The sequence below is a fragment of the Chryseobacterium sp. MHB01 genome (genome assembly GCF_034651565.1).
GTDB lineage: Bacteria > Bacteroidota > Bacteroidia > Flavobacteriales > Weeksellaceae > Chryseobacterium > Chryseobacterium nepalense.
This window is the reverse complement of record NZ_JAYEDA010000003.1, coordinates 345,524-370,308: the sequence shown is the minus strand read 5'-3', so window position 1 is coordinate 370,308 and position 24,785 is coordinate 345,524. Positions and strand designations below refer to the sequence as shown.

Sequence of the window (24,785 nt, the reverse complement as noted above, 5' to 3'; positions counted from 1 at the left end):
TAGCGCTCCTACGGAGCGCAAGACATCCAAACTTGTTTTTTCTACACAGATAATGTTCCGCTGGAACATCTTTTATTCTTCTTTATATTCCTTTAGGAATATTATATGTGTAGATTTATTATTTTTCAAATTTTAGGGCGTTCCATAGGAACGCTATCTTATTTTTTATTAAACATTAATTCGTTAATTCGTGGCATTAATTATTTTAAAACCGTCGCACTCATCATTCCAATCATCACATCATTGCTCACAGCTGTTAGTTTCACAGATTTTAATTCTTTATTCGGGGCAATCGGCAAATCCAAAATCGTTGCAGAGCCGCCATCAACCTGCCGGTCCGTAAAACCTTTGATACTCGAATATTTACTCAATGTTCCGCCTTTATATAATTCCCCCGTTTTCAATTTTACACGATACGGAATTTTATCATCCGGAATTTCAAACGCAAAATTATCATCAAACAAATCCTGCTCAATCGGCCACCAGTTCATCGGATTTTTCAATTCTAATTCCGAAGTTGAACCATCAACGTATTGAACGGTAATTGTTCCATTCACAATCTGCGACTGCATCGGATTGGTAGAGCCGGCCATCAGGAAATAGATTTTTTTGCCTTTTCCTGAAACCGGAATTTCAATCGAATCCGGGTAATTATCCCACTGACTTGCAAATGCAATATTTTTATCTGATTTATCAATTAAAAAAGGAATTCCAAGGAAATCAACTTTGTTATTTTTTCTTTTATTCATCAACCCAGAATCATCAATTTGAGCAGTAATCAATGGATAACACCAGTTTCCGATTCCCTGCCACGGAAGTTGTAGAGTAGGGAATTCTAACCTCGGCGAAAGATACTTTTGATTGAAAATCTCTGTTACTTTTTCATTGTATTTTGAAGCTAATGAAATGTTGTTAAACTGACCTTGGTTTTCTACTTCCCAATCCGTGATTTCAATATTTTGTTTGATTCCGTTGTATTCAAGCTCGATAGAATTGGTTCCTTTGCTTAAATAATTTACAGGAATTTCAATCGATGAATTTTGATTTTTTTGAGTGCTAAATGTTTTATTTAAACCATTAGTGCTCAGTTTTCCATTAATTGAATTTGCAGATTTTGACTCAATCTGAAGTTTTTTATTCACCCATTTTGTCTCCAACGGAAAACGAATATCTACATTCACAGGTTGCCACCAAATTGTTCCGTTTTGCTCAACTTGAACGAAAAAAGTTCCTTTTCTTTCTTCCTGAATCAAATTAAATTGACTTCCATTTCTGGATTTAATCAATTCCTGAGGGTCAAGAACATCTTTAATTTTCTTTTTTGAATCAAAATTTAGCTGAAGACTTTCAGAAATATAAGTGATATAATCGGTCTGTTCGTTTTTAATTTCTTCTCCCGAATAATTGATTTCAATTTTAAAATCTTTCGCTTTGGGAGTTTCAAACTGAATAATTGGCTGTAAAATAGAATTCGATTTTACTTTCCAATCCACATTTTTACCATTCACTTTCACCGATTTGATATTGGAATAATTCACAGGAATCTGCATTTCCAACGCTATAGGATTCTGGTATTTTGATTTGAATATATACTCCGTCGTTTTCGAATTTCTTTTAAACTGATACTCCCAATCCGGAAGTTTCAGTTCGGCAGAATTCCAGTCTTTCGGAAAACCAGGTTTGATGCTGATTTTATTTTCCAACAAATTCGGATGAACGCCAAAAAGTCCTTCCGTCAAAGTTCTGGACGCCACACCAATCGGGTCAGCAAAATCTCTGTACAATTCACCACGAAACGCATCATAATGAGAAAGCTGTTCAAAATTCCCCGGGCTGATGCCGTAATACATCGACTCCATCAGATTTCCTTTCCAAAGTTGGTACGCCTCAGCATTTCTTCCGGCCTGCCAATACGCCAAAGCGGTTTGTAGATTTTCCGCCAAAGCAACATTGTTAATCGACCAATCGTAAGGTTGCCAGTTGGTCGTCGCCAACGTAAAATAATCTTTATTGTCCGCACCTTTTACCGTAATCGGAATTTTCGGTGTGTGATTGTTGATGTATTGTAAGTTCTGATAATCCTCAAATTCATTCAGAATATAGGCATCGGAAACGTGGTAAATCGACCATATTCCCGGTTTATCGTGAACGATTTGATTGCCTAAAGCATCTTTAAATTCAGCAAAATAACCTTTGTTTTTAATCCAAAGTTCATTTCTCATTGCCTTTAAAATCGCATCAGCTTCTTTTTCATAAGGTGTAGAATCTTCACCAATAATTTTTGCCAGTTTCGCCATTTCACGGTTGGCTCTGTAGTTATACGCCGAAGTGTGCGTCACTTTTCCACCCGAATATTGCAGGGCATCACTCGCCCAAATTGCCGCATACGCATCATACAAATCGCCACGCTTGAAGTTTCTTTTTTCCCAATCCATATGTCGAACCATCGTTGGCCACATTTTTTTCAGAAATTCTTTGTCTCCCGTGTAATTGAAATGCGAAAACATCTGGTCAAAAAACACCAGATTCATATCGTAATGATGCGGTTTTGTATTGTCATTAGGATTTCTGGAAATATATCCGCTTGAAAAAACGGAAGTTCCCATTTTCTCCTCGTGACGGGCTAGATGGCGCATCGTATCCATTTCCACAGGCGCAGAATCGGGTTTCAAAACCTGCGAATTGGCATAACTTTCAAAATGTTCTTTCGCCCGGTCGTGCCAGCTCAAAGCATCGGCCGTGTAAGCTCCTCTCCAGGCATTTAACCGCATTCTCCAGGCAACAGCGCCGTGAAGGAAAGTCGGACTTTCCCAAATTCCGTCTGCGGCAACCGCTAAATTGGCTCCGAAATTATTCAAATCTGCATCCGGAGTTTTTAACTGAATTCGATTCGTTAATGTTAAACGAGCTTTTTCAGCTTCATTAAATATGCTTTTCAATTCTTCGTCAGAAAATTTTTTAGCTGATTTTCCTTTTGCAACCTGAATGTAAATCAGTTGTTTTTGCGAAGAATACGAAGCGTAAACAATCGGTGATTTGTCTGTCTTATTTTGAGTAAACTCACCCAATTTTTCTAAAGTTGTCGCATCGGTTTGCTGTAAGGAACTGACATTCGAAAAACTTCCGCTGACGATCTGAATTTCCTTTTTCTTATTTAAATAATTGAGCTGAAACTGATTGTTATTAATCTGAAACTGATTGTTCAGGCAATATTCAGGTAACAGGTAAAATCCGGATTCCGGGTCTGCGCCGATGTCGCCGTTTCTGCTGAAAGTCGTTCCGCTTGCTCCGCCGTAAACCGCATAGATTTTTGTTGAAGAATCTATGTTTTCAGTTTCCATTTTTACAACCAAACCTTCTTCTTTAGCCTGCGCTAAAACTGTTAATTTCAAAGTTCCGGTTCCAAGAATCGGGTCTTTGATTTCATATAACATAGAACCCGGACGATAACGGGTTCCAATTTTATCAGCCTGAATTAATTTCTTGATTGAATTTCCTTTCTGAATAACGAATTGAAGGTTTCCGCCCATTCCGGGAAAATACAATGCAAATTCCGGCAAGTCTCCCGCTTCGACTCTTGATGCACGGTTGTCTCCGTACAACGCACGGTTGAAACGGTATTTCCCGTTAACCAGTAAAAAGTCGCCTTTGTCTTCTTTGTAATGCAATTCACGCTCGTTGTTCTGCCAATGTTTCGATTGGGCAAAAGAGTGTGAAATTGATGATAAAGCAATCAGTCCGGCGACAATGGTCTTTCTACGCATTTTAGGGTTTTAACTCGGTTAAAGGCTTTCCGTTTACAGTTACATTTTTTAAGGTCACGTTTTTCATATAATCTACTTTGTACGGAATCTGAACACCGACCATTTTAGTATTAATCATCGTGAAATCGGTTACAGGAGAAGATTCGTAAGCATCAGAAAATACGGCATATTTTCCGCCTTTTTCAACAGTTAGATTCTCGACCCAGATATTTCTGATGGTCGGAATGTGATTTCCAGGCTTTTCATAATGCATATTGAAACGCACTGCCGCTTCTTTATAAGCGCCCACTTTTGTGTTGTAGAAAAATACGTTTTCGATAATTCCGCCACGGCTTGAACTGGTTTTAATTCTCAAAGCTCTGTCAAGGTTTTTGCTATCCATTACATTTCCAACGGCATAAATATTTTTCGCTCCACCAGCAATTTCGCTTCCGATAACGACTCCGCCGTGACCGTCTTTCATTTCACAGTTTTCGACGATATGGTTTTCGGCAGGTTTTCCGATGTCTCTTCCGTCCTCGTCTCTTCCGGATTTGATGGCGATACAGTCATCCCCGGTATCAAAATAGGAATCTTTGATCCATACATTTTTACAGGCTTCAGGATCGAATCCATCGTTGTTAGGCCCGTGACTGATGACTTTTACTCTTTCAATTAAAACATTTTCACAAAGCACAGGATTCAGATTCCACATCGGAGAATTTTTAACCAAAACATCTGCCATATAGAAGTTCTTGGACTTGTAAGGCTGAACGAAATTGGGTCTCAAATACCATCCATCCCCGAAAATTCTTTCTCTCGCAGGTTTTCTCTGCGCCATATATTCGTGAAGTTTCGCTCTTGCCGGATTTTGTCTTCCCGGACGGGTTTCATTGTAACCATATTTTGTCGCACCGCACCAGAACCACCAGTTGTCATTATCTGCATTTCCGTCCAATGTTCCTTTTCCGGTTACGGCGATGTTTTTCTCTTCGTAAGCATAAATTAAAGATGAATAATTCATACATTCCATTCCTTCCCAACGCGTGAAAACGATAGGGTAGTCATTGCTGTCCTGGCTGAATAAAATCGTAGAATCATCATTTAAATGAAGTTCGACGTTACTTTTTAAATAAATAGCTCCCGTTAAAAATATACCTTTTGGAACGACAACTCTTCCGCCGCCTTCAGCATTACATTTTTCAATCGCTTTTTTGAACGCTTCCGTATTTTTTGTTTTTCCGTCGCCAACTGCGCCGAAATCGGTAATCAGATAATCCGCTTTTCTGAATTCAGGTTTTTTGATTTGCTTTTTTAAAGCTTTGATTTCCTTTAAAGGCTGTTTTGCGGAAGCCCAGGGTTTATATTGAGCCGAAACTGTACCGGAAAGAACTAAAAAAAGAAGAAACAGAATATATTTTTTCATAAGAATCAGGGAAATGTAGAATGGTTTTATGTATTGCAATCTAAAATAAATATAAGAATTGATTGTCCTGCACTGTCGGTAAGAAAAATTATTTGTTCGGAAATAATGTTTTCAGCCAATCGGAACAAAGTTTCTTCCAGTTATCGGTTAATTCTGATTTGTTTGTGATTCCGATTTTATGTTCGCCTTCCAGGAAAATAAATAATGAACCTTTCACCTTGTTTTTTGTCATTGCCTGATAATAAAGAAGGCTGTTCATCACCGGAACTGTCTTATCATTTTGCGCGTGAAAGAGAATGGTGGGCGGTGTTTTTTCGGTCACTCTGTTTTGCATAGAATATTCGCTGATTTTTTCCGGAGAAGCATTTTCACCCAACAAGCTCTTGCGACTTCCCACGTGCGCAAATTCTCCCAAATCGATAACGGGAGAAATTAAAATTGCAAAATTGGGAATGGTGGAAATGGAGGTCCAGCTGTCCTTCAGTTCTGTGTAATCCGTAGCGATATTACTTACAGATGCGGCCAGATGTCCGCCGGCTGAAGTTCCGATCACACCGATCTGCTCCGGTGAAATTCCGTATTGTTCTGCATTTTTTCTTATGTATTTTATCGCCGCCTGAATATCCTGCAACGGAGCAATCTCCCGCTGTTTTACATCAGGAGAAATCGGTAATCTGTAATTCAGGACAAAAGCAGAAATTCCTAAGGTGTTGAACCATTTTGCAATCTGGTAACCTCCAAGATCATACGTCAGTTTGTAATAACCTCCTCCGGGAATCACAATGACCGCCATTGGTTTTCTTTCTTCTTTTGGAGGCAGAAAGGCAAATAATTCGGGTTCTTTTATCTGTATAATTCGTCCGTCCTTTTCTTCAGTTTTTAACTGTAATCCTTTGGAGTTTGGCATCTGGCCTTTTGGCCACAAAATGATTTTCTCCTGTGCAATGGTTAAGTTTACCATTAGAAAACACAGAAACAATAACAGTTTTTTCATTATAAGTCCAATTTATTGATGATCTTATTTTTCAAACTCTATACTGGCGAGTATAAATGGTCCGGTTCCTTTGGCATCGTTAGAACGGATCTTTTCATTCACATAATATTCGTAAGAACCATCTCTGTATGGCTTTCCTCCTAAACCGGCAACCGCACAGCATTTGTTGAGATTAACAACGCCGTTTTCATCAACTGTGATTAAATTTTTAATAATTCCATGATAGCCTTTTTTAGCGTACACTTTATAAGATTGGGGAAGATATCCTTTGTTGACGGCTTTTATCATTGTATAGACAAACATTGCAGATGCAGTTGCTTCTTCATAATTCCCATTTTCCAAAGGTTTATCCAAAACCTGATACCAAAGTCCGGAATTTTTGTCCTGAACTTTGATGATAGCGTCTGAAAAAGATTTAATATAAGAAATTAATCTCGCTCTGCCGGGATGATTTTGGGGTAAATAATCCAGAACATCTACCATAGCCATTCCGTACCAGCCCATCGCTCTGCCCCAGAAATTAGGTGATAATCCGGACTCTTTATCAGCCCAGGCTTCCTTTTTACTCTCGTCCCAGGCATGATACAGCAGTCCTGTTTTTTTGTCTAAAAGATTTTTCTGAACAGAATCAAACTGGAAAATAATGTCATCATACGCTTTTGCGGCATCATTTCCTTTTGAGAAATCTTTTGTGTAATGAGCGTAGAAAGGCATTCCCATATAAAGCCCGTCCAGCCAGACCTGATACGGATATATTTTTTTATGCCAGAAAGAACCTTCATTAGTCCTTGGCTGGCCGGTGATTTGTAAACGAAGAGTTTGAAGTGCCTTAAGGTATTTTCCTTTTTTCTCTTTTTCATAAAGATAAAGCAATACGTTTCCGCTATTGAGAAGATCGATATTGTATTTTTCCAGTTCGTACGTGAGAATTGTACCGTCCTCTTTTATGAGTTTTTCTCCGAAACCCCTGATGTAATCGTAATATTCCTTTTTGCCAGTCTTTGTATAAAGCTGCTCGGCACCGTCCAGTACAATAGCTGAAGGGTAAGTCCATTTCGGACTTTTACTGAAATCAAGCATCCAGGATTCCGGAAACCGATGCATTTCGGAAAGCAGCATTCTTTCTGACCATTTCAGATTTGTGGGCACAACATTGCCGGATTGTGCTTTTGCCGTTTCAGCTTTGTTGTGAATTGCAGGCTGAGCTGATGTCTGCATTATTCCTGTATGAAGAATTGTGAAGACCAGGATTTTTATTTTATCATTGATGAACTTCATTTTCAAAATATTAATAATTGCAATCTAAGACAAACGCCGGTAAATATTGTCCTGCACTGTCTGGATTTCATTTGAATTTACTAATCTGATTGCTTTCATTTTGGTAATAATTCAGATGTAATTTTATAAACTAATGATAATAATTATTTATCATTTTCATATTCGTATTATTTTATTGAAAATTATTCTTAATCTGATGAAAAGTTTTTAAATTAGTAATAGAATAAAAACTAAAACCAACCACAATAATGAAAATCTTTTTAGTTGATGATGATCCTTTCTTCGCGGAAATGCTTAAATATTACCTGCAGCTGAATCCCGATTATAATGTTCATATCTGCAACACCGGAAAAGAATGTCTTTCTGCACTTTACCAGGCTCCTGATATTATCTGTATTGATTTCGGATTACCTGATCTGCAGGGAGACGAACTGTTTACCCAAATTAAGAATTTATACCCCGATCTTCCGATTATCGTCATCAGCGGACAGGAAAATATTGAGGTAGCCGTTAATTTTTTAAAACTCGGTGCGAGAGATTATATTGTAAAAAACGAGCATACAAAAGAACTGCTCTGGAATTCAATCATCAGGCTTAAAGAAAATATTTCCCTAAAACAGGAGGTTAAAGATCTGAAGGATGAGCTCGGAACCAAATATGCCTTTGAAAAAACCATTATCGGCCAGAGCGAATCTGTGAAAAGAATATTTTCAAAAATCAACAAAGCATTACAATCCAATATCAACGTTTCGATAACCGGCGAAACCGGTACAGGGAAGGAAGTTGTGGCTAAAGCAATTCATTACAATTCTCCCAGAAAAAACAAGCCGTTTATAGCGGTGAATATGGCTGCGATCCCAAAGGAGCTTGTCGAGAGCGAGTTTTTCGGGCATGAAAAAGGTTCATTTACAGGTGCAACAGAAAGAGCGTTAGGAAAATTTGAGCAGGCTAACGGCGGAACTATTTTTCTGGACGAGATTGCAGAGCTTGATCTCAATATCCAGAGTAAACTGCTTCGTGCGCTTCAGGAAAGAGAGATTACCAGAGTCGGCGGAACCCAGAAAATAAACCTTGATGTACGTGTTATTACGGCAACACATAAAGATCTTGCTAATGAAGTTAAGAAAGGTACTTTCAGGGAAGATTTGTATTACCGGATTATCGGACTTCCGATTGAGCTTCCGCCGCTTCGCGAAAGAGAACAGGATGCCTTAATTCTCGCAAGACATTTTATCGAATTATTTGCAAAGGAAAATAAAAGCAAACCTTTAGCTTTGTCGGATGAGGCTAAAAAAAAACTTTTGTCATACAGTTTTCCGGGAAACGTAAGAGAGCTGAAATCGGTTATTGATCTGGCATGTGTAATGGCGGATAACGGGGAGATTATGGCAGAAGATATTACTTTTTATAACCTTGAAAAAAAATCGGAGAACTTCCTTAACGGCCGGAAAACACTGAAAGAATACACCACCGATATTATCTTCCATTTTCTGAAAAAAAATAATAATGATGTTATTAAAACAGCCAAAATGCTGGATATCGGGAAATCAACGATATACAATTTACTAAGCCAGACTGAAAATAAAAGAACAGAATAACATGAAAGTTGCCGAACTACTTTATAAGAACAGAGAATGGAAGCTTGAAAGGAATGATGAAAACCTTAACTACGAAAATGCTCAGCTTGTATTGGCTTACGGAGCAAGAAACATTATTGAAGATGCCTCTTTTTTTATGCTTATAAAAGAAAAATTTCCCAACGCGGAGATCGTTCTGTCCTCATCTTCTGGCGAAATTTACGACAATGATGTTTACGATGATACCGTAGCAGTAACCATACTCAAGTTTGAGACAGCCTGGCTGAAAACCTCCCAGATTGATATTACCAATTTCCCGGATAGCTATCAGGCCGGAAAAGTGCTTATGGACAAGCTTCCCAAAAAAGATCTCAAATGGGTCTTCATTTTGTCGGACGGAAGCAGTGTCAACGGAAGTCAGCTTGTTGAAGGTCTCAATTCCGGACGTCCTGAAAATGTTTTAATTACGGGAGGTCTGGCGGGCGACGGTGATCATTTTGAAAAAACGGTAGTAGGGTTAAATGCTATGGCAGAACCCAATAAGATTGTGGCCATAGGATTTTACGGCAACAATTTGGTATTGTCTCATTCTTCATTAGGGGGATGGGAAAGCTTCGGACTCGAAAAAACAGTTACAAAGTCCCGGCATAATATTCTTTATGAAATCGACGGAAAAAATGCTCTCGAGTTGTACAAAAAATATCTTGGGAAATATGCCCAGGATCTACCGGGATCAGCTTTACTTTTTCCGCTGTCCCTTACTTCAGGCGATCATTCATATCCTGTGGTGAGAACTATTTTATCGGTAAATGAAAATGACAACACGATGGTATTTGCAGGAGATCTTCCGGAAGGCAGCAAAGTGAGGTTCATGAAGGCCAATATAGACCGGCTGGTTGACGCAGCTCATGAGGCAGCCAACCAATGTCTTGAAATATGCCGCCAAAATCCTAAAATGGCAATTATCATTAGCTGTGTGGGCAGAAAACTCGTTTTGGGAGACCGTACTGCAGAAGAAGTTGATATGGTAAAGGATGTTTTAGGTCCGGATACTTTAATTTCCGGGTTTTATTCTTACGGCGAAATATCACCGCTGCGACCTTTTGATAACGGTGTTTTACATAACCAGACCATTACCATTACTACCATTAACGAAATTACACAAAATGGAAATTGAATTTCATAAGCTATTAAGAAGGCAGATTGATAAATACCTTACGGAAGACTGCAAAAATCATCCTCAGTTTAAAGGCTTTATCAATGCAGTCAATGAATCGTATAAATCTTTTGAGCGGGATAAAGATCTTATGGACCATGTTTTTAAGCAAAGTGAAGAAGAGTATAATGAGATCAATGAAAGCCTCAAAAATGAAAATATTCTCAAGCAAAAGTCAATTTCAAATCTCTATGAAGTTATTAAAATGCTGGACTCTTCTGTTGAAAATCAGGGTTCCGAAGATCTTACAGAGCTGTCATCTTATGTTTCCGAGCAGCTTAAAAAGAGAATATTCTTACAGGAACAGCTAAATAAACAGCTTGAATTTCAGAATCTTTTAATGGATATATCTTCAGAATATATCAATATTCCCATTGAAAAAGTATCTCAAAGTGTTAATAAATCCCTTAAAGAAATGTCTGAATTTGTACATGCAGACCGTGCATATATTTTCAGATATGATTTCGCTGAAAAAACTTGTTCAAATGTTTATGAATACTGCAATGAAGGAATTACTCCGCAAATAGACAACCTTCAGGATATTCCTCTTGAAATGATGGGCGATTGGGTAGAAATCAACAAAAAAGGAGGAAGTATTTATTATCCCGATGTTGATGAACTTCCCGAAAGCGAAATTAAAGAAATTTTGCAGGCGCAGGATATCAAAAGTCTTTTCGTTATTCCGGCCATGATGCAGAATGAATGTTTAGGTTTTGTCGGTTTTGATTTTGTGAAAGATTATCACAACCTATCAGATACGGAAAAAAACCTGCTCACCATATTTACCCAGGTTCTTGTCAATGTGAGAGAACGGCTCGTATTGGAAAGAAACCTTTCCCGAACTGTGGAAATGCTTAAAAAGCTATTGGCCAATTTACAGTCCGGGATATTAATGGAAGACGAAAAGCGTCAGATCATTTTCACCAATGATCTTTTTTGCAATATGTTTAATATACCTGTTTCTGCTGATGATATGATTGGTCTGGACTGTACAAATTCTGCGGAAGAATCTAAGACGCTGTTTAAAAATGAAGAATATTTTGTTCAGAGAATCAATAAAATCCTTGAAGAGAAGAAAATTGTAACCAACGAGCTTCTGGAAATGAAGAACGGAAGGTTTCTGGAAAGAGATTATATTCCCATTTTCATTAATGACCGCTATCAGGGACATCTCTGGAAGTATAATGATATTTCTGAAAGAAAAAGGGCAGAAGATCATCTCAGAAGACAGGAAGAAAAATACCGCAATATTATTGCCAATATGAATCTGGGGCTTATTGAAGTCGATAATAATCAGATGATTCAGTACGCCAATCAAAGCTTTTGTGACGTATCGGGTTTTGAAGCTGATGAATTGATAGGAAAAAATCCATCTCAGCTTTTCCTTTATGGAGAAAATAATATGAAATTCCTGGAAGAGCAGATCGAATTAAGAAAAAAGGGAGTTTCTAGTGTTTATCAGCTTCCTGTAAAGAACAAACGCGGAGAAATAAGGTGGTGGGCAATAAGCGGCGCGCCCAATTATGATGACCAGGGAAATCTTCTCGGTTCTGTAGGAATTCACCTGGATATCACAGATCAGAAAAAACTGGAAGAAGAACTGAAACTCCAGCGCGCCAAAGCGCTTGAAGCATCTAAAGCGAAAGAAGTTTTTCTCGCTAACATGAGCCATGAAATCAGAACGCCGCTCAATGCCATTATCGGATTTCTTCGTGAACTGAAAAGAGCAGGAGTAAGTGGTTCGCAACAGGAATTTTTAGATTACAGCTATAATGCTTCCCAGCATTTACTTTCAATCATCAACAATATTCTTGATATTTCAAAAATAGAATCCGGTGAGATGCTGCTGGAGAATAAAAACTTTTCATTAAAAGAAAGTATTGAAAATGTAATTACGATCCTTAAACCCAAAGCACGGGAAAAAGGACTGATGCTTACCACCTCATTTTCCGATAAGCTCTATCCTGTTTTTAAGGGAGATCCTTCTAAAATAGAACAGGTTTTATACAATATTCTCGGTAACGCCCTTAAGTTTACGAATCAAGGGAAAATTGCGGTTGATTGTAAAGTGCTGCAGGATTTACCTCATCAGCAGACATTCTCAATCGTTATTACTGATACTGGCATCGGGATGAGCGAAGAATACGTCAGAAGCATATTTAAAAAATTCAACCAGGAAGACAGTTCTATTTCCAGAAAATATGGAGGCACGGGATTGGGAATGTCTATTACTAAAGAGCTTATCCATCTGATGAAAGGAGAAATAGATGTGAAAAGTGAGAAAAACGTCGGAACTTCCATTACCATTCAGCTGGTTCTTCATAAAGGAAATGAAAAGTTAAACCTGGACGTTTCAGCAGAAAAACAGCATATTGTTCTGGATGGTATCCGTGTGGTTTTGGTTGAGGATAATGAGCTTAATCAGCTTGTTGCCGAAAATTCGCTGAAACATTACAACTGTCTGGTCACAAAAGCAGATAATGGCAGAATAGCAGTAGAACTTCTTGAAAAAGAACAATTTGATATTATTTTGATGGACATTCAGATGCCCGAGATGGATGGTATTGAGGCTACCCAGATTTTACGGGAAAATATGGGAGTCAAAACACCGATTATTGCACTTACCGCCAACGCTTTTAAAAGTGAAATCGACAAATGCATCAGCATCGGAATGGATGATTATATTACCAAACCTTTTGCGGAAGAAAGCCTGATCAACATTATTGAGAAGCATATCGGGCGGCAAAAAAATCAATCAGATGCAGTGAAGGCAAGAGCAGTGCCTTATGATTTAACAGGCATTCAAAAGCTGGGACAGGGCGACGAAGCTTTTATTAAGAAAATCATTACTTTATTTATTACTCAGACGCAAGAAATGATTCCGATGATAGATCTTGCATTCAATAACCAAAACTTTACAGAAATCGCCAGGCTTGTGCATAAACTCAGACCGAGTGTGGAAGCGGTTGGCATTGCATCTATATCTGAAGAAATGAGAGAACTGGAAGTTTCGGCAAAGGAGCAGAGCATGGAGAGTTCTAAAATGTATTCCTTATTTGAAAAAATCAAAAATATACTTATCGAAGCAATTGAACAGATGAAAGAAGACCATCTGTAACGATCCGGAATCCGGATTAAATTCCATATTATGGAAATGTATTTAAATTTAAATAATTGAAAATCATATACTTATGTAAAAGGTACGGTTGTGGGGAGCTTATTCTATAAATTAATTATAAAATGGAAAACACTCACAACCTGAAGCTTTTTATTGTAGATGATGATCAATTCTGCTCAAGCATGTATGAACGGTATTTAAAAAATCACCATTACAGTGATATTACCATCTTCAGCAACGGCACGGAATGTCTAAATGCGCTTCATCTTAAACCCGATATTATTTTCCTTGATCACAACATGGAGGATCTCAACGGCTTTGAAGTTCTGAAAAAAATAAAACGCTACGATCCGAATATTTATGTAATTATGGTTTCGGCACAGCAAAGTATTGACACCGCTGTAGATACGCTTAAATACGGTACTTTCGATTATTTGGTAAAAGGAAATGATGTCTGCGAAAAAATGAAGGAGACCATAGAAAAGATTGTAAGCATCAGGCAGGAAATGGCCCAGAATAAATTTAAAACAATCAGAAGGTTTTTTTCATTTTTATTTTAAAGCCATGTTGAAAAAATTACTCTTTTACGCAGTTGTCCTACTGTCGGTGCTTTCGTGCAAGACGTATAACGTTCTGGAAGAAGAAAAAGCCACACGGAATATGCAGGATTTCAGCTTTGATCCGTCCTATCAGTACAGGATCAGGAAAGATGATAAAATTACCTTGTCGGTGTGGGGGCAGGATGATCTCAGTGTAGGCTCGGTGTACGGAATCTATAACTCCAATGAAGTGTACGGAAAATGGCTTCTGGTAGATGCCGGCGGAAATATTGAAATTCCGAGGCTGGGAACTACGCCGGTGATCGGGAAATCCGTTCCGGAACTTAAAGAAGAAATAAAAAACAAGCTTAAAAAATGGCTGGTGAATCCCATTGTTGATGTAAAAGTGCTCAACAAGGAAATTTCAGTGATGGGAGAAGTCCGTAATCCTGCGGTAATCCAGGTTGATAAAGATCAGAATACTCTGCTGGAGCTGGTCTCCAAAGCCGGAGGTTTTGAAATGTATGCCAATCTGAAATCAGTCAAAATATTAAGACAGGAAGGCGAAAATGTGAGGGTAACCAATATAGATCTTACTCAGATGAAGGATATTCCTAATCAGAATATTGTACTGCATCCTGGAGATTACGTTATTGTTCCTTCCAAAAAAAGCAAAGACTTCGATAAGCGAATTTCTACCATTATCCCGTTTGCTACGGTTACATCTGCTGCGGCAATATTATTCGGAATGTTATAACGATTACCATGAACAACGAGAATGTAAGATTTTTAAAACCTCTGTTAAGAGGGCTTCCCATTGTAATTGCCGTGATGGTGATTTCCGTATTGGGTGCAAAAAAATACCTAAATTACGTTACCCCGATGTACGAAAGTACTGCCAAACTGAAATTGGCAGACACCCAGGAAGGTGTTCCCAGTGCCAATCTTTTTAAAGATTTTGATGTCTTTGCATCGCCCAATAAAATAAGCACTGAAATTGAAGTCCTGAAATCAACATCATTAATTGAAAAAACACTCGGAAAATTACCTTTTTCAACGGAAATATACCGAAAAGGGAAAGTCCGTTCCGTAGAATTATTCAATGATTCTCCCATTAAGGTAGAAGCAACTTTTAATGATAAAAAAAACGATGATAAAAAATTTCAGCTTGTTGTCACTTCCCAAAATCAATACACTTTATTAGTGCCGGATTCATCAAAAGAAATAAAAGGAACTTTCAGTATTCCGGTAAACATCAAAGGCGGGAAAATAATAATCTCAAAAAATGAAGAGTATCTTTCGGGAAAACGGGATGCAAAAATCATTGATCAGTATGAGTTTGAATTTCTGAGCAGGGAAAAACTTTTAGATAAAATCAATAAAGACCTGGATATTGTTGCGGTTGATAAAGATGTTCCCGTTATCAGGATCAATTTTAAAAGTAATGTGCCTGAAAAAGCTTCACTCTTTGTGAATACGCTGGCTGAAACTTATATTCAGGATTATATAGAAAATAAATACCGTGCTGCCAATACCACGGTAGATTTTCTTAAAGGTGAGATCGGACAGGCCAACAACAAACTTTCGGATGCCGAAAACAGGATAGAACATTACAGGGAAAAGGAAAATATCATCAATATCCCGCAGGAAACCGAAACGGATCTCAGGAAAATTGCACAGCTGAAAATTCAGAAAAGCAATATTAAAATGAATCTTGATGCCATCAAAAGTCTTAACAGCTATGTAGAAAATGGAAAAGATAATTTTCCTGATCTGGCCACGAATTTTGAGGCTTTCAACGATCTTCTTTCAACGGAAATGATCAAAAATATCAAACAGCTGCAGGCTGAAAAAAAGGAACTTCTTCTTACCTACACTCCCGAACATGAAAAAGTGAAAACCATTGATGCTAAAATAAAAGATCTTACCGATTATCAGATCGAAAGCATTAAAAATACACAGAATAATCTCCAGATCAAGTATAATGATCTGAACCGAGATATCAACGTTGCCGAACAGGCTTTTGTAGGGCTGCCGGAAAAAGAAAAACTACTCAACATAATGAACAGGGAATTTAATCTTTATGAGAAAAATTATAACTTCCTGAATGAAAAAAGGATAGATGCGGAAATTGCCAAATCTGCCAAAATTTCTTTCCATAAAATCATTACCAGAGGAGAGCTTCCCGAACACCCGGTGTCTCCCATGCGCTCCATTATCATTATTGTTGCCGCTGTTGTGGGAATGATCGGTTCAATCATATTGATTTATGCTGTTCATTTTGCCAAAGCTAAAGTAAATGATATTTACACCATTGAAAAGAACAGTTCAGTACCTGTTGCTTTTACGACGCCTTATATCAGGAATAAGAATCAGATAATGCACCATTTCCTTGAAAATATCCTGGAGATGGATCTCAAAGGTATTCTTAAAGAAAAAAAAGTCATCTGTCTTACCTCTTACGACGATGCTTCTCAGCATGCTTTTCATGCAGAACATATGATAAAGGCGTTAAATGCTCAGTCAAGAAATATATTGGTAGTTGATGTTGCCGGAACATTAAAAAATACAATCGGAGGTCAATATATCCATTGTTCAGCGGAAGAAAACCTTCAGCATACTGCTCATGAAATGGAAGAGATCATCCGCCGGAATATGGAAGATAAAGACCTCTGCATTATTAATAATCAGGCTATAAAACAGGGAAAACTTCCCTTGATGTTCCTGAAACTTGCCGATCAGAATATTTTTCTGCTGGACAGCCGGAAAACTGCCGCCCGAAATATCATGAATGTAGAACTCCTGAAAGATGAATACCATCTTGATAATCTATGGTTTGTCCTAAACAAAGAAGGATATAACCCAAGCCTGATGACCACAATTATGAAGATGCTGAAAAAATTCAGATCATGAAAAATATTTTTAAAATCGTACAAAAACATTCTTTTCTTGTCTTGGCTGACCAGATGATATTCAGCGGATCTAATTTTCTGCTGGCATTTCTTCTGGCCAGGAAATTAAGCATTTCGGGTTTCGGATTTTTTTCATCCGTTCTTTTGATAACCTATCTTTTGGTTGCAGTTTCTAATGCGCTTATTGTACAGCCATTTCAGATTCTGGCGGCGAAAGAATTCGGTAAAAAATCACTGGGGTTTGTATTTCAGGCTGCACTGCTGCTGCTATTGATTTTTGCCTTGCTGATATTTTCGTCTGCATTTTTACCGTTTTCAGTTTTGACAATTTTTCAGCATCATATTTTTTCTATTATAATTTTTATATCAGCATATATTTTACAGGATTTTCTGAGAAAAGTGTTGCTGATAACAGACAAGATTAAGCTTGTACTTATTATCGACAGTATTTTTCTCCTCGTTTTTCCCCTAATCGCTATCCAGGAAAATCTTTCGCCCGGTAAAAGTTTGATGATCATTGGATGGGTCAATGGTATTGCTTCCATACCGGGAATCTACCATATCGTAAGGAATTCGGATTTAAGCATTAAAAATTCCGCTCTCTGGAAGTATCACTGGAATGCGGGAAAATGGTTCGTAAGCGCATCCCTTTTACAGTGGTTTTCATCGAATTTCTTTACGCTGGCTGCCGGAATATATTTAGGGGCGAGTGCGTTGGGAGCTTTACGACTGGTGCAGTCGTTTTTTGGAGTCATCAATATTATCCTGCAGACAGTAGAGAATTATTATATTCCTAAAACAGCAAAGCTGTACTATGAGGATCAGGAATCAGCAAGAAAAACACTGTTTAAAAATATGGTACAGTGGATGACGGCCCTTGGAATCGTCATTGGGTTATTCTTCGTTTTTTCCCAACCGCTGATTGCTTTGCTTGGCGGTGAAAAATACCGTCAGTACGGATTTGTAGTAAGGCTCATTTCGGTACTGTATCTTTTGATTATTTACAGTTACCCAACCCGCATTTCCATCAGGGTGCTTGAACAGAATAAAGCATTTTTTACCGGATATTGTATTTCTTTTTTATTTTCTGTTCTCAGCTTTCATTTTTTATTACAATTCGGAGGATTGTACGGAGCCGTGGGCGGACTCGCCATGAATCAGATTCTGATGATTGCTTACTGGAAAATTCTCCTCAACAAAAAAAAGATTTCACTATGGACATAGTACATCTTATATTAGGAAAAGCGAACCCCGAGAAAATGAACGGGGTGAACAAAGTTGTTTTTAACATTGCTTCCAAGCAGGCTTCGCAAAAGATGAAAGTGGAAGTTTGGGGTATTTCGGAAAATACAGAAATTAATTATCCTGCGAGAGTATTTATTACAAAAATTTTTAAAAGAAGGAAAAATCCCTTTTCCATTCCGGAAGGATTGAAAAAAGAAATTCTGAAAAGCCGTCAGGAAACGATCTTTCATTTTCATGGCGGATGGATTCCTGTATTTTCCTCATTGAGCCGGTTTTTAAAGAAAAATAACCGCAGATACGTGATCACGCCGCATGGTTCCTATAACGAAATTGCAATGAAGAAAAGCAAATTTGTTAAAAAGCTGTACTTCAGGTGGTTTGAAAAAAAAGTTATTATCGATGCCCAAAAAATTCACTGTATCGGAGAAAGCGAAATCGATGGCCTTCAAACGCTTCAGCGTACTGATAAAACGGTTTTAATTAATTACGGATTTGAAAAAATAAATTCAGATCGTAATACAGCTACAGCAAATGGACCTGTTGTTTTTGGTTTCGTAGGTAGGCTTGATGTGTACACAAAAGGACTTGATCTTTTGATTGAAAGTTTCACAGCATTTTCTAAAGAATATCCGGAATCCCGGCTGTGGCTTATCGGAGACGGTGCGGAAAAAGAAAAGCTTCATCAGCAGATTAAACAAAATAATCTTGAGAATGAAGTAGAACTGATGGGCAGTAAATTTGGAGAAGAAAAAAATGACCTTATCCGGAAAATGGATGTTTTTCTGCACCCTTCAAGAAATGAAGGTCTTCCGGTTTCTGTAATTGAAGCGGCTGCTTTCGGCAAACCTTGTATTGTAACCAGAAATACGAATGTAGGGCATCTTATAGAAAAATATAACGCAGGCATTTGCATAGCCTGTCCTGAATCAAAACTTCTTACTGATGCTTTAATTAAAATCTGCAACATACGGCAAAAAAATAAACAGGAATATCAGATGATGGGCAATAATGCCTTAAAAATGGTAGAACAAGCCTTTAACTGGAATACAATTCTTGATGAAATGAACAGAAAATTATACACTTTCTGAAATGCAAACACCCACTACAGAACATCAGCGCTTTCTCAAAAAGATCAACAATCAGCTTTTTATTATTCTGCTGCTTATGGTGGCTTGTTTTTTTACGTGGAGTGAAAACGTAGCCATTACGAGAGCCATAAAAGTTGTCGGCAGAATGGGAGTGATGATTTCATCTATAATCGTTTATTACAGAATTATTTCTTACGGAAGTGTTAATTCATTAGTATATAAAAATATATTTTCACCGATTTTATATATTGCCTATCTTATCTTAGGCTTTATCTCGTTTTCCTGGAGCACCAATCCGGGATTTAGTGCTTTGCAATGGTTTATGACTTTTCAAAGCTTTGTTTTTGCTTATTTTTTTGTGAAAAGCCTAGCGATACTTGATGTCTATTTTGAAGGTCATTCAATACGGCTGTATCATCTTTTAGGAAATACGGTTTTTGTACTGCAGCTGGTTTTTGTGATCGGCATGTGGACGAATCCGGACGTTTTTTTCCGTCTTACAGACGGAGGGGAAGAAGCCCGTCTGGGGGGAACTTTAATGAACCCCAACGAATTGGGAATGCTTGCCGGAGTAGGCTCTGCCTGCCTTATTTTTGATCTTTACAGGTTTAAAAATAAAGCCTGGACCATCATCAAAATTATGATCATTTTATATGCATTATATATGACCGGTTCAAGGTCTTCGCTGATTGGTGTTCTGCTGATCATATTTTTTCATGTTAACCAAACCAAACGGAAAGGACTGAAGCTGGGCATTATTGCAGTGGTTTTGGCAATAGCACCATTTGCAGTGTACACGGTCATTCTTAAAGGCGGAGACCAGTCCAGGCTGGAAGAAGTGATGAGCCTTACGGGAAGATTGCCTTTCTGGAAAGCCCTTATTACAGAAGGGTTGCCCAGGGAACCTCTTCTGGGCTTCGGTTTTATGAGGATTGACTATAAAGAATTCTTTCAGAGTGCTCATACCTATCCCGGAAAAATGACGCACAATACCTTTATGCAGGTACTGATGAACCTCGGTTTTATCGGTTTTACCATCGTTCTTTTTCAGGTATTTTTTACCGTTAAATCCATACTTTCCGCACAGAAGGAACTAAAACTTATGCTGATTGGTATTCTGATACCTATCCTCATCAACTCGTTCACCGAATTCGGAATTTTCGGAGAAAGTAACTATGGAATATTATTTTATCAGATCATTATTTTCTCAATTGCATTCCGCAATAATAATCATCTTACGAGAATACAAAGAATAATTCTTCAAAAGAAAAGACCGGATATGATGGGGCAATTCGAGTTTAAAAATTAGACTTTATTCCAGAATATGGAAAAAAGGTATCTTTTTTATTGTGTTTAAATTATTGATAATCAAATAACTATATTTTTAGCAGCGTATTTATATCTCTTTGTATAAAAGCAAGAATTATGAAGACTTTATTTAAAAATACAGGATATAAATTGTACGCCAAAGAACAGCCTGAAAGTTTTAAAATATCTTTTTCTTACATCAGAAACACAGACGGTTCTCTACGCTGGTTTTGGAATTCAAAATCAAAAAAACCATTGTTTTTAAAATTTTATAATGCTTCTTCTTTTAAAGCAAAATTATATGCAATAGCGGTAAAACTGGTATTTGAACTTGGTCTGCAAAATCTGATCTTCGAAAAAGAAATCTTATACTATAAAGTTGAGGGAAATCCTATTTTCAATATCAAATCAGACTGGGCCATGTTCACCGGAACACCCGGACCTAATAATAAGGCTCTGTTGTATACAGCGGGAAGTTTTTATAAAATTGCCTGTACGGAAACAGCAAAAGACCTGTTGATCAATGAATTTGCCAACATACGCTTTGCTTCCGCCAGCCGGTTATATACTGTTCCGAAAACGGTCTTACACAACGGCAATATTCTACAGACCGATGATATGTCAAAAAAAGGCAAGCGAAGCAATACCTTTGGAAGAATTCATGCTAAAACAGTGCAGGGTATTACACAGAAATATCAGCGGTGTTGTTCAATATCAGAATGGAGGTATTTTCAGATGCTGAAAAAAGAAATTAATACATTAAGCGATGAAAGAATACCGCCGAATCTGCTAAGGAAGCTGAATTCCCTATTGGAAAAAGTAGATGAAACCGAACGTATCAGCCTTTCTTTTTCTCACGGTGATTTCACTCCATGGAATTGTTTTCTTCACCATAATACGCTGTCGGTTTACGATTGGGAACTGGCTTCCTGCGAAAAGCCTAAAGGATTCGATTTCTTTCATTTCATTATTCAGAAAGGAATTTTAATTGATAAAAGATCTTGGAAATCTATCCTAGACGAAATTAGACATAAAAACAGGCTTACTTTTCATTTTAATGAAGATGAATTGTATCATCACCTGAAATTTTATCTTTTAATCAACATATCAGTTTACCTTAAAATATATTCGGAACAAAAGGAATGGCATCTTCAGATTCATTGGCTGCTGAAGACCTGGACAGAAGCGCTGAACCATTTTGCAAAAGAAATATATACGGAAAGGGAGCTGTTGATCATGGATATTTTTGACAGTCTTCACACGATTCCTTACGCAGCGTTGAAATTTCACGATAAGAAACCTGAAAAGCTAAGCCTTGATTCTGACATTGATATTCTGATGTCTTCGCAAAATGCAGAAGGATTAATTCGTTTTCTGAAAAGGAACAGTCTTGCAGAACGTGTGGTAGTTTCAAAAAAATCATATATGTACAGAGTCAGGATTATTACAAATGACAAGCAGATTCTTCATCTTGACCTGATCCTGAAAATCCAGTGGAAAGGTTTTGAATTTATGAATGTGAATAAAGTCATCAAGCACTCTGTTTCAAATGAATATGGTGTTAAAACAGCCTGCGACAGTGATACCGCCAAATACCTGCATTACTTCTATACTCTTAACGGCAGTGAGATACCGGAATATTACAGAGGTTTTACTGAAAAAAATATTTCAGAAAATAAGCTTGTAAAAATAACAAGTCATGTTAATCAGCTGAAAATGAATGCAAAACGAAGAATATCCTTTTTAAAAGACACATTCATATATATCAAAGACACATTCTCAGAAAAAGGATTTGTTATGACCTTCAGCGGTGTTGACGGTGCCGGAAAATCAACAGTCATTTCGGAAATTTCGAATCTTATTGAAAAACGGTACCGCAGACCGGTGAAAATTTTAAGGCACAGACCTTCTTTACTACCGATTTTAAGCGTCTGGATAAAAGGGAAAGAAAAAGCGCATCTTGATGTAGTCAGTTCATTGCCAAGACAAGGCAGCAATAGCAACACATTTTCGTCTTTTGCAAGGTTCTGTTATTATTATACGGATTACATCATCGGGCAGTTTATTATTTATCTGAAATATGTCTTGCGTGGTAAAGTTGTTCTGTATGACCGGTATTATTTTGATTTTATGGCCGATGCCCGTAGGAGTAATATTAAACTTCCCAAATCAATTGCCGAAAGCGGGTATTTTTTCTTAATGAAACCGAAGTTCAACTTCTTCCTGTATGCATCACCAGAGAAGATTCTCAGTAGAAAAGAAGAACTTTCTTATCAGTCGATCTCCTATCTCAATGCAGAATACAATAAACTGTTCTCGAAACTGGGAAAGCATAATAACAGTGCAAAATACATTGCAATTGAGAATAATGATCTGAATGACACTTTAGATATCATCATGAACAGCATCATCACAGCAAAATGAAAATATTGATCGAGAAAATTGTAAAAATGAGAAACCCGGATTTCACAGTAGATCCTGGTTTGAATTCCGGTGCGGTTATGCAGATGATCTGGATTCAGGCGTGCAGCATGCTCCGCGGATTAAGCGTTCTTTTATTTCTTAAAAATCCAAAAGGAATGTTGTTGGGAAAACGGGTAGGTTTTTTTAACCTTTCCAAAATAAAATGGGGACAGTTTTTAAGATTGGGAAATGACGTCTATGTTTCCGCACTGGGAAAGAAAGGAGTGGAGTTTGGCAATAATGTTTCCATCGGGGCTTTCAGCCGGATTATTCTATCCACTTCCATGAACAATATCGGAGAACAGATCAAAATAGGAAATAATGTCGGTATCGGAGAATTTGCCTATCTCGGTGGTGCAGGAGGATTGGAAATTGGTGATGACTGCATTGCAGGACAATACTTAAGCTGTCACCCGGAAAATCACAATTATGAAAATCCTGATGTTTTCATCCGGCTTCAGGGGGTAAGCCGGAAAGGAATTAAAATAGGAAGAAACTGCTGGATCGGAAGCAGAGTTACCATTCTGGACGGTGTGAAAATAGGGGAAGGAAGCATTCTGGCAGCAGGAAGCGTTATCACAAAATCATTCCCCGCAAACAGTATCATCGCAGGAGTTCCTGCAAAACTAATAAAAACAAGAAATTATGAAAACGAATCAGACTATATTGGCGAGTTGCTATGCCGTAAATCCATATAAAGGATCCGAAGATGCAATGGGCTGGAATTTTGTATGCCAGATTGCGAGATTCCGGAAAGTAATTGCGATTACCCGGGAAAACAACAGGGCAAATATAGAAAAATACATTTCAGAACATCCGGACGGTGTGCACAGAAATATCACCTTCCTTTATTTTGACCTTCCTTACTGGATGAGGTTCTGGAAAAAAGGCAGCAGAGGAGCATTGCTGTACTATTACCTATGGCAAAAAGGCATCGTTTCTTTCATCAAAAAACAGAAACTGGATTTTGATATCACGCACAATATAAATTTCCATAATGACTGGACCCCGAGTTTTCTCTGGAAACTCCGTAAACCAATGGTTTGGGGTCCGGTAGGGCATCACCCGCTGATTCCGGGTCAATACTTAAATATGTATTCGAAAACACATTTTATAAAAGACAGGCTTACGTGGATGGTTAAGAATTTTTTCTGGAAATTTTCGTCTTCATTACAAAATACCATCAGACATTCCGGACATATCTGGTGTATGAATACCAGTGTTCCGCAGAAACTGAATCTTGCTGAAAGTTCCTATTCTCTGTGTCCTTCAGTTGCAACGGAAGATTTTAAGAAACATGAGGAAATCAGCCCTAAATCAGGATTTACGGTAATAAGTGTGGGAAGGTTTGTCCCTTTAAAAGGTTTTGATTTAACGATACGCTCATTTATAGAATTTATTAATCAGCTTCCGGAAAAAAAACAGTCCGAATGCAAACTCATCCTTGTAGGAGCAGGAGAACAGAAAGCGCTCTACGAAAGCCTGATTGAACGCAGCGGAATGAATGATTTCATTGAAATTAAAGAATGGGTAGAGCGTAAAGAACTTATGAAACTGTATGACAGCGCTTCGGTATTTCTTTTTCCTTCCCACGAAGGTGCCGGAATGGTAGTGCCTGAAGCACTCTGTTTCGGTTTGCCGGTGATCTGCCTGCAAAATGAAGGTCCCGGAGAATTTATCAATCATTCCTGTGGTATTGCCGTTCCGAAGCAGAGTTATAAAAAAACATTGGAAGAATTGAGTCTTGCTTTGATAAGAGTGTATTTAGATGAGCCTCTCAGAAAAAAATTAAGCCTGGGAGCCAGAAAACAATATGTTGAAAAGTTTTCATGGGAGAAAAGGGGAGAGCACCTGGATGAAATTTATAGCAAAATGTAA

General features: G+C 37.8%; 16 protein-coding genes. 12 read left to right on the top strand and 4 right to left on the bottom strand.

Annotation, left to right across the window (positions count from 1 at the left end):
* Window positions 1-200 precede the first annotated feature (200 nt).
* The 4 genes from U9K52_RS07725 to U9K52_RS07710 all read right to left on the bottom strand — a co-directional run bounded on the left by U9K52_RS07725 (window position 201) and on the right by U9K52_RS07710 (window position 7,441).
* Window positions 201-3,764 (bottom strand): DUF4450 domain-containing protein, encoded by a 3,564-nt coding sequence (locus U9K52_RS07725; RefSeq protein WP_322925850.1) that lies wholly within the window; start codon window positions 3,762-3,764, stop codon window positions 201-203.
* Between the two features lies 1 nt (window position 3,765).
* Window positions 3,766-5,169, bottom strand: coding sequence for a glycoside hydrolase family 28 protein (locus U9K52_RS07720; RefSeq protein WP_322925849.1), 1,404 nt, complete (start codon window positions 5,167-5,169; stop codon window positions 3,766-3,768).
* A gap of 88 nt (window positions 5,170-5,257) precedes the next feature.
* Entirely contained in the window at window positions 5,258-6,163 is a 906-nt protein-coding gene (locus tag U9K52_RS07715; RefSeq protein ID WP_322925848.1) for an alpha/beta hydrolase, read from the bottom strand.
* A 24-nt stretch (window positions 6,164-6,187) separates the two neighbouring features.
* Window positions 6,188-7,441, bottom strand: coding sequence for a glycoside hydrolase family 88 protein (locus tag U9K52_RS07710; protein WP_322925847.1), 1,254 nt, complete (start codon window positions 7,439-7,441; stop codon window positions 6,188-6,190).
* Between the two features lie 248 nt (window positions 7,442-7,689).
* On the opposite strand from U9K52_RS07710, the gene U9K52_RS07705 reads away from it, so the two are divergent.
* From U9K52_RS07705 to U9K52_RS07650, 12 genes are all read left to right on the top strand, one after another.
* Window positions 7,690-9,039, top strand: coding sequence for a sigma-54 dependent transcriptional regulator (locus U9K52_RS07705; protein WP_322925846.1), 1,350 nt, complete (start codon window positions 7,690-7,692; stop codon window positions 9,037-9,039).
* Between the two features lies 1 nt (window position 9,040).
* The gene (locus U9K52_RS07700) at window positions 9,041-10,195 is read left to right on the top strand and encodes an FIST signal transduction protein (RefSeq protein ID WP_322925845.1); all 1,155 of its coding nucleotides are present in this window, start codon (window positions 9,041-9,043) and stop codon (window positions 10,193-10,195) included.
* Window positions 10,185-13,352, top strand: coding sequence for a response regulator (locus U9K52_RS07695; protein WP_322925844.1), 3,168 nt, complete (start codon window positions 10,185-10,187; stop codon window positions 13,350-13,352). The genes U9K52_RS07700 and U9K52_RS07695 overlap by 11 nt, the downstream gene beginning before the upstream one ends.
* Window positions 13,353-13,474: 122 nt before the next feature.
* Window positions 13,475-13,912 carry a response regulator gene (locus U9K52_RS07690; RefSeq protein WP_248392812.1) on the top strand — a complete coding sequence of 146 codons (438 nt, stop codon included), beginning with the start codon at window positions 13,475-13,477 and terminating at the stop codon, window positions 13,910-13,912.
* A 4-nt stretch (window positions 13,913-13,916) separates the two neighbouring features.
* Complete coding sequence (locus U9K52_RS07685) at window positions 13,917-14,648, top strand: polysaccharide biosynthesis/export family protein (protein WP_248392815.1); 732 nt, start codon at window positions 13,917-13,919, stop codon at window positions 14,646-14,648.
* A gap of 8 nt (window positions 14,649-14,656) precedes the next feature.
* Window positions 14,657-16,804: a GumC family protein gene (locus U9K52_RS07680; RefSeq protein WP_322925843.1), complete on the top strand. Its 2,148-nt coding sequence runs from the start codon at window positions 14,657-14,659 to the stop codon at window positions 16,802-16,804.
* Window positions 16,801-18,027 carry a lipopolysaccharide biosynthesis protein gene (locus tag U9K52_RS07675; RefSeq protein ID WP_263603356.1) on the top strand — a complete coding sequence of 409 codons (1,227 nt, stop codon included), beginning with the start codon at window positions 16,801-16,803 and terminating at the stop codon, window positions 18,025-18,027. The genes U9K52_RS07680 and U9K52_RS07675 overlap by 4 nt, the downstream gene beginning before the upstream one ends.
* Complete coding sequence (locus U9K52_RS07670; protein WP_322925842.1) at window positions 18,018-19,136, top strand: glycosyltransferase family 4 protein; 1,119 nt, start codon at window positions 18,018-18,020, stop codon at window positions 19,134-19,136. The genes U9K52_RS07675 and U9K52_RS07670 overlap by 10 nt, the downstream gene beginning before the upstream one ends.
* A 1-nt stretch (window position 19,137) precedes the next feature.
* Window positions 19,138-20,445, top strand: a complete 1,308-nt coding sequence (locus U9K52_RS07665; RefSeq protein WP_322925841.1) for an O-antigen ligase family protein — start codon at window positions 19,138-19,140, stop codon at window positions 20,443-20,445.
* Between the two features lie 116 nt (window positions 20,446-20,561).
* The gene (locus U9K52_RS07660) at window positions 20,562-22,868 is read left to right on the top strand and encodes a hypothetical protein (RefSeq protein ID WP_322925840.1); all 2,307 of its coding nucleotides are present in this window, start codon (window positions 20,562-20,564) and stop codon (window positions 22,866-22,868) included.
* Window positions 22,865-23,605, top strand: a complete 741-nt coding sequence (locus U9K52_RS07655; protein ID WP_322925839.1) for an acyltransferase — start codon at window positions 22,865-22,867, stop codon at window positions 23,603-23,605. The genes U9K52_RS07660 and U9K52_RS07655 overlap by 4 nt, the downstream gene beginning before the upstream one ends.
* Window positions 23,553-24,785: a glycosyltransferase family 4 protein gene (locus U9K52_RS07650; RefSeq protein WP_248392825.1), complete on the top strand. Its 1,233-nt coding sequence runs from the start codon at window positions 23,553-23,555 to the stop codon at window positions 24,783-24,785. Before U9K52_RS07655 ends, U9K52_RS07650 begins: the two co-directional genes overlap by 53 nt.

Bases quoted from the DNA above. Each gene is read 5' to 3' on its own strand.
- U9K52_RS07725 (WP_322925850.1), bottom strand. From the start codon at position 3,764: ATGCGTAGAAAGACCATTGTCGCCGGACTGATTGCTTTATCATCAATT.
- U9K52_RS07720 (WP_322925849.1), bottom strand. From the start codon at position 5,169: ATGAAAAAATATATTCTGTTTCTTCTTTTTTTAGTTCTTTCCGGTACA.
- U9K52_RS07715 (WP_322925848.1), bottom strand. From the start codon at position 6,163: ATGAAAAAACTGTTATTGTTTCTGTGTTTTCTAATGGTAAACTTAACC.
- U9K52_RS07710 (WP_322925847.1), bottom strand. From the start codon at position 7,441: ATGAAGTTCATCAATGATAAAATAAAAATCCTGGTCTTCACAATTCTT.
- U9K52_RS07705 (WP_322925846.1), top strand. From the start codon at position 7,690: ATGAAAATCTTTTTAGTTGATGATGATCCTTTCTTCGCGGAAATGCTT.
- U9K52_RS07700 (WP_322925845.1), top strand. From the start codon at position 9,041: ATGAAAGTTGCCGAACTACTTTATAAGAACAGAGAATGGAAGCTTGAA.
- U9K52_RS07695 (WP_322925844.1), top strand. From the start codon at position 10,185: ATGGAAATTGAATTTCATAAGCTATTAAGAAGGCAGATTGATAAATAC.
- U9K52_RS07690 (WP_248392812.1), top strand. From the start codon at position 13,475: ATGGAAAACACTCACAACCTGAAGCTTTTTATTGTAGATGATGATCAA.
- U9K52_RS07685 (WP_248392815.1), top strand. From the start codon at position 13,917: ATGTTGAAAAAATTACTCTTTTACGCAGTTGTCCTACTGTCGGTGCTT.
- U9K52_RS07680 (WP_322925843.1), top strand. From the start codon at position 14,657: ATGAACAACGAGAATGTAAGATTTTTAAAACCTCTGTTAAGAGGGCTT.
- U9K52_RS07675 (WP_263603356.1), top strand. From the start codon at position 16,801: ATGAAAAATATTTTTAAAATCGTACAAAAACATTCTTTTCTTGTCTTG.
- U9K52_RS07670 (WP_322925842.1), top strand. From the start codon at position 18,018: ATGGACATAGTACATCTTATATTAGGAAAAGCGAACCCCGAGAAAATG.
- U9K52_RS07665 (WP_322925841.1), top strand. From the start codon at position 19,138: ATGCAAACACCCACTACAGAACATCAGCGCTTTCTCAAAAAGATCAAC.
- U9K52_RS07660 (WP_322925840.1), top strand. From the start codon at position 20,562: ATGAAGACTTTATTTAAAAATACAGGATATAAATTGTACGCCAAAGAA.
- U9K52_RS07655 (WP_322925839.1), top strand. From the start codon at position 22,865: ATGAAAATATTGATCGAGAAAATTGTAAAAATGAGAAACCCGGATTTC.
- U9K52_RS07650 (WP_248392825.1), top strand. From the start codon at position 23,553: ATGAAAACGAATCAGACTATATTGGCGAGTTGCTATGCCGTAAATCCA.